Origin of the sequence: Edaphobacter aggregans DSM 19364, assembly GCF_000745965.1 — a bacterium.
Classification (GTDB): domain Bacteria; phylum Acidobacteriota; class Terriglobia; order Terriglobales; family Acidobacteriaceae; genus Edaphobacter; species Edaphobacter aggregans.
Map to the genome: position 1 here is coordinate 1 of NZ_JQKI01000239.1, position 5171 is coordinate 5171.

Sequence of the window (5171 nt, forward strand, 5' to 3'; positions counted from 1 at the left end):
GCGCGCGTTGTATAACCAACCGGACGAGTGGGCGCGCAAAGCGATTTTGAATGTGGCGGGCTCGGGGAAGTTCTCCAGCGACCGCACCATCGCTGAATACGCAGGCGAAATCTGGAACCTACAGCCATGTCCACTGTCAGGGAGAGGGTAATGGAAAAACCGCTTTCAGCCCCCACGACTGGCCGTAGCTCTCCAATTGGTGCCACGCTAGTCAGTGGCGGCGCTAACTTCTCAGTCTTCTCGCGGAGTGCGGCTGGTATCGACCTGCTGTTTTTCGATCGGGTGGATGACTCTCGTCCTTCGCGCGTTATCCCCATTGATCCTTTAACGAACCTTACCTACCATTACTGGCACGTGTTCGTGCCCGCCGTCGAAGCGGGTCAGATCTATGGATTTCGGGCGTACGGACCGTTCGACCCGGCACTGGGTTTCAGGTTCGATCCATCCAAGCTACTGCTGGACCCATACGGGCGCGCTGTTGTCGTCCCGAAAAACTATAGCCGTGAGGCAGCACGTCAAGAGGGGGACAACACCGCAACGGCCATGAAGAGCGTAGTCACGGACCCGCACGCGTATGACTGGGAAGGCGACGTGCCGTTGAACCGGCCCTGGTCACGCACCATAATCTACGAGATGCATGTGCGCGGCTTTACCGCACATCCCAACTCCGGCCTGCCCGAATCGAAACGTGGCACATACGCAGGAATGATCGAGAAGATCCCCTACCTTCAGCAGTTGGGCATCACCGCGGTCGAGCTACTTCCGGTGTTTCAGTTCGACCCCCAGGCTGCCCCCGCAGGCCTGACGAATTACTGGGGCTACTCACCCGTTTCGTTTTTTGCACCGCACCAGGCGTATAGCTCGCGTCAAGACCCGCTGGGCCCCATAGATGAATTTCGGGATATGGTGAAGGCTCTCCACCGGGCGGGCATCGAAGTCATACTCGACATAGTTTTTAATCACACCGCGGAAGACGGAGATGACGGGCCAACACTCTGCTTCCGCGGCCTGGACAATCCAACTTACTACCTCCTGTGTGAAGACCGCTCGCGGTACGCGAACTTCAGTGGGACAGGAAACACACTGAATGCGAACAATCCTGTTCTACGACACGGGTTTGTAGACGCCCTCCGTTACTGGGTGAATGAGATGCATGTGGATGGGTTTCGATTCGATCTTGCGTCCATCCTTGCGCGCGACTCATCGGGAGCCGTCATGCCGAATCCTCCAGTGCTTTGGGACATCGAGTCCGACGCGGCACTGGCCGGTACGAAGATGATTGCGGAGGCATGGGACGCGGCAGGACTTTATCAGGTCGGCAACTTCGTGGGCGACAGCTGGAAGGAGTGGAACGACCGGTTTCGCGATGACGTCCGCGATTTCTTCCGGGGCGCGAATGATTCCGTGGGGCGCGTAGCCGATCGTCTGCTTGGCAGCCCTAGTATTTATGGTCAGAGGGAACGAGAGGTCGAGGAGAGTATTAATTTCGTTGCGTGCCACGATGGATTTACGCTGAACGACGTCGTCTCCTATAACCGGAAGCACAATGAAGAAAACGGCGAAGGCAACCGCGACGGACGGAACGACAGCCGGAGCTGGAACTGCGGTGTTGAAGGTCCGACGGACGATCCCGTAGTCGAGACTCTCCGCAACCGGCAGGTGAAGAACTTTTTCACAGCAGTCATGCTGTCTGCAGGTGTGCCCATGTTTGTTATGGGCGACGAGGTGCGGCGTAGTCAACGAGGCAATAATAATGCCTACTGCCAGGATAATGATACGAGCTGGTTCGACTGGAATCTGCTGTCCAAACACGCCGACGTTCTTCGGTTTGTGAAGCTGCTGATTGAGCGGCGTGTGATTCGCGACGTGGAACATGAACGCCACCGCGTGAGTTTGAGCCAGGCTCTCCGCGAACAAAAACTTGCTTGGCACGGCGTGAAACTCAATCAGCCGGATTGGTCTTCTTTCTCGCACAGCGTCGCAATCGGCGGGGAACTGAAATACGAAAGAGTATTTGGGCAAATCATTTTCAATGCTTATTGGGAACCTCTCGAGTTCGAACTTCCTCCACTGAGGGATGGTACAGAGAACTGGTGGCGGTGGATCGATACTGCACTGGAGCCGCCGTATGAGATTTGCGGATGGAATGCGGAGAAGCCAGTTCTGGGGACAACGTATCGCGCTGGCGCGCGGTCCGTGGTAGTGCTCCTCGCAGGTGTAGGACGAATGGCTAGCATTCCAAGTGGACTGCCATCAGCGCCCGCAGAAGTTCCTGGCAACGCCAGGAATGTGTGTCCGCCAGCTCATTCGATAGGCCGGCTCTGGTGCAAATAGGTAAGTGGTCGCAGTGAGGCACTGAAGAGAGATGAGATTTATGCAGCAAGGACTGCGTTCCAGATCGCCGGCGCAGCTTGATCTTTGAGTTGGAGTCGACTGAGTGCGAACTGTCCCTTGCGGATACGGTGAAGCAGTTCGACTCCGGCAAGTGTGATGGCGGCCCTGAAATGTTTGCAGGGTGATTGTCTCGTCTCGATCGTTCGGGATAATCGCAGACGCAGGTTGACCTGCTCTAAAACAAGTGGGCAGCTCTGTAGTCCGACGATCCAGAAACAAACGAGAGAGTGAAGCGAAATGGCGAAGACAATGAAAGCAGCGGTAGTCAGAGAGTTTGGTAAGCCGCTTACGATTGAAGACGTTAAGATTCCCGAAGTAGGGCCTGGACAGGCGCTTCTCAAAGTGATTTCCACTGGCGTATGCCATACTGACCTGCACGCCGTGGCTGGCGACTGGCCTGTTAGACCGCGGCCCCCGTTTATTCCTGGGCACGAGGGAGTCGGATATGTGGCGGCCGTAGGCGCCGGAGTCATTGTTGTGAAAGAAGGCGACCGCATTGGCGTTCCCTGGCTCTACAGCGCCTGTGGACACTGCGAGTTCTGTCTGACGGGCTGGGAGACCCTATGCAAACAGCAGAAGAACGCCGGGTACTCCGTCGACGGCAGCTTTGCCGAGTATGTTCTGGTCGATCCAAACTATGTCGGCCATTTGCCGGCGGGTGTCGACTTTACAGCGATCGCGCCAGTCCTGTGTGCCGGCGTGACGGTATACAAAGGCTTGAAGCAGACCGAGGCCCGTCCGGGCCAATGGGTGGTCATTTCAGGCGTCGGCGGCCTCGGACATCTCGCGGTGCAGTATGCGAAGGCCATGGGGCTCCATGTGGCAGCTGTCGATATAGCACCCGAGAAACTAGAACTGGCAAAGAAACTCGGGGCGGATGTCGCTATAAATGCCCTTGAACCGGATGCCACGGAGCGCATTCTCAAGGAGACCGATGGAGGAGCCCACGGTGTTCTGGTCACCGCCGTCTCACCAAAGGCCTTTGCCCTGGGTGTTGATCTTCTGCGGCGTCACGGCACAATGGCTCTCTGCGGTTTGCCTCCGGGAGACTTTCCTCTCTCGATCTATGACGTGGTGATCAAGGGCAAGACCGTTCGAGGTTCGATCGTCGGAACCCGCTCCGATCTCGCCGAATGCCTGAGCTTCGCCGCCGAAGGCAAGGTTAAAGTAACCTACACGACCGCTCCTCTCGAGGACATCAACCATATCTTCGATCAGATGAAGGCCGGTAAAATCGACGGCCGCATCGTGATGGAGCTTGCCAAGGCTTAGCACTACCCCCACGCGAAGCGAACCTCCCGGCGGTTCGCCGGGGGGGAACCCATTTCACGCATGATAAAGACATTATCATGAGTGAAATATTTGCACCGCTCTTACTCGAGGGCCATCCAAAGCCCTGTCCAGAAGCTCGACATCATGGCATCGCCGGAGCTCGATGTGGTCGCGGCGACTGTTGCAGAGCAAGCACGCACAGCTATCCGCCATATCCCGAAATCCCTGCATGCCTCATACTTAGGTGATGAGCGCTAAGAACGAGTTTGCGGACGTGCGATTCAAGGCTGGCGAATATGAAGGCGGAATCCCGTATCTCAGTACGCTTGAGAACGGTCCCGCTACCAACACGGTTCTCCACGACAAGCTGAATCTGAGCTCGCAATTGAAACCGGGCACCTCTTTCGAGGAAGCACTAAAGATCGCTGACTATCTAAACGAGCACATCACCAGAGTTGCCGTGACTCTTTAGCCGCGTCGGTAGAAATGGGTGTTGTTAGGATTCCACTCACACAGGCATCGCAGCCAATGATTTTGCCTCAGTTTGACTCATCGCTTTACTGAGGTGGAATTTGTCCTGCTTCGCCAAGTTTGAGGCTTACGTCATCTAGCTAATGGGATTGGGGTTTTGCCTTTGCCAGGTATAGTCGCTGGGGTATCCTTCAGGCATAGGAGCGTGTATGGAACTTAGCGCAATAGTGCAAGAAATAGACCGGTTAGTCTCCCAGCTTGTTCAAGCGAGAGGATTGCTGACAAGCATATCGAACCTGCCTGGTATGGCTCTCATCAAACCGAGACGCGGACGGCCAGCCCGAGTTATTTCGAGCACTAAATCCAAGAAACCCACTAATTCACGTAGCCCGATGAGCGCAGAGGCGAGAGCGAAGATCGCAGCAGCTCAAAAAGCGCGCTGGAAAAAAAGCAGGGCAGAAGCAAAAGTCGAACAGAAGCCAGCATCACCCACCGCAGGCAGCGTCTCAGCCAAGAAGACGGTGGCCAGGAAGAGGGCACCTAAAGAGTCCTAGAACCGAAAGTAAATATCGACGACAAAGAAAAGGCCGCATCAAGCGACCAGTTGGGCTAACCATTTATTCTTCGCCTCTTCGCGCATACTCTCCTTCTCCAGCTCAGACTCGGCGGTGTTTCTCCAGCTGCTCAAGGAGTTCGCCGGTCGGCGATTCGAGAACCGCAATGGCGCTACGCAGAAAGATCCGGATAACGGCTATTTTTGCCCAGCCCCTCGAAACGGGCTAGAGACTGTTAATAACTTTAATTCCCATCTGTAGGAAGGCGGTGATTGTGTTGTTGTCATCGCGCAGCATAGTTTGTATGGGGAATAAGGGTCAGGTTGGTTATCCGAGCGATGTGAGCGATGAGGAGTGGGCGCTTGTAGCGCCCTATCTGGCGTTGTGTCGGGAGGACGCTGCGCAGCGGTCGCACAGTTTGCGAGCGGTGTTCAACGCTCTGCGCTGGCTGGTGAAGACTGGGGCGCACTGGCGGATGAT

General features: G+C 55.9%; 4 protein-coding genes. All 4 read left to right on the top strand.

All coding sequences use genetic code 11. The features are described from left to right. Positions 1–52: 52 nt before the first annotated feature. Complete coding sequence (locus tag Q363_RS41620; protein ID WP_245632577.1) at positions 53–151, top strand: glycogen/starch/alpha-glucan phosphorylase; 99 nt, start codon at positions 53–55, stop codon at positions 149–151. Further along, positions 151–2334: a glycogen debranching protein GlgX gene (gene glgX / locus Q363_RS30435; protein ID WP_064742760.1), complete on the top strand. Its 2184-nt coding sequence runs from the start codon at positions 151–153 to the stop codon at positions 2332–2334. The genes Q363_RS41620 and glgX overlap by 1 nt, the downstream gene beginning before the upstream one ends. Positions 2335–2631: 297 nt before the next feature. Next, a complete protein-coding gene (gene adhP, locus Q363_RS30440; RefSeq protein ID WP_035358237.1) occupies positions 2632–3666 on the top strand; it encodes an alcohol dehydrogenase AdhP in 1035 nt (344 codons plus the stop codon). Between the two features lie 1329 nt (positions 3667–4995). Next, positions 4996–5171, top strand: a 176-nt coding sequence (locus Q363_RS39575) for a transposase (protein ID WP_157467943.1), incomplete at its 3' end; no start/stop codon positions are given.

Bases quoted from the DNA above. Each gene is read 5' to 3' on its own strand.
- glgX (WP_064742760.1), top strand. From the start codon at position 151: ATGGAAAAACCGCTTTCAGCCCCCACGACTGGCCGTAGCTCTCCAATT.
- adhP (WP_035358237.1), top strand. From the start codon at position 2,632: ATGGCGAAGACAATGAAAGCAGCGGTAGTCAGAGAGTTTGGTAAGCCG.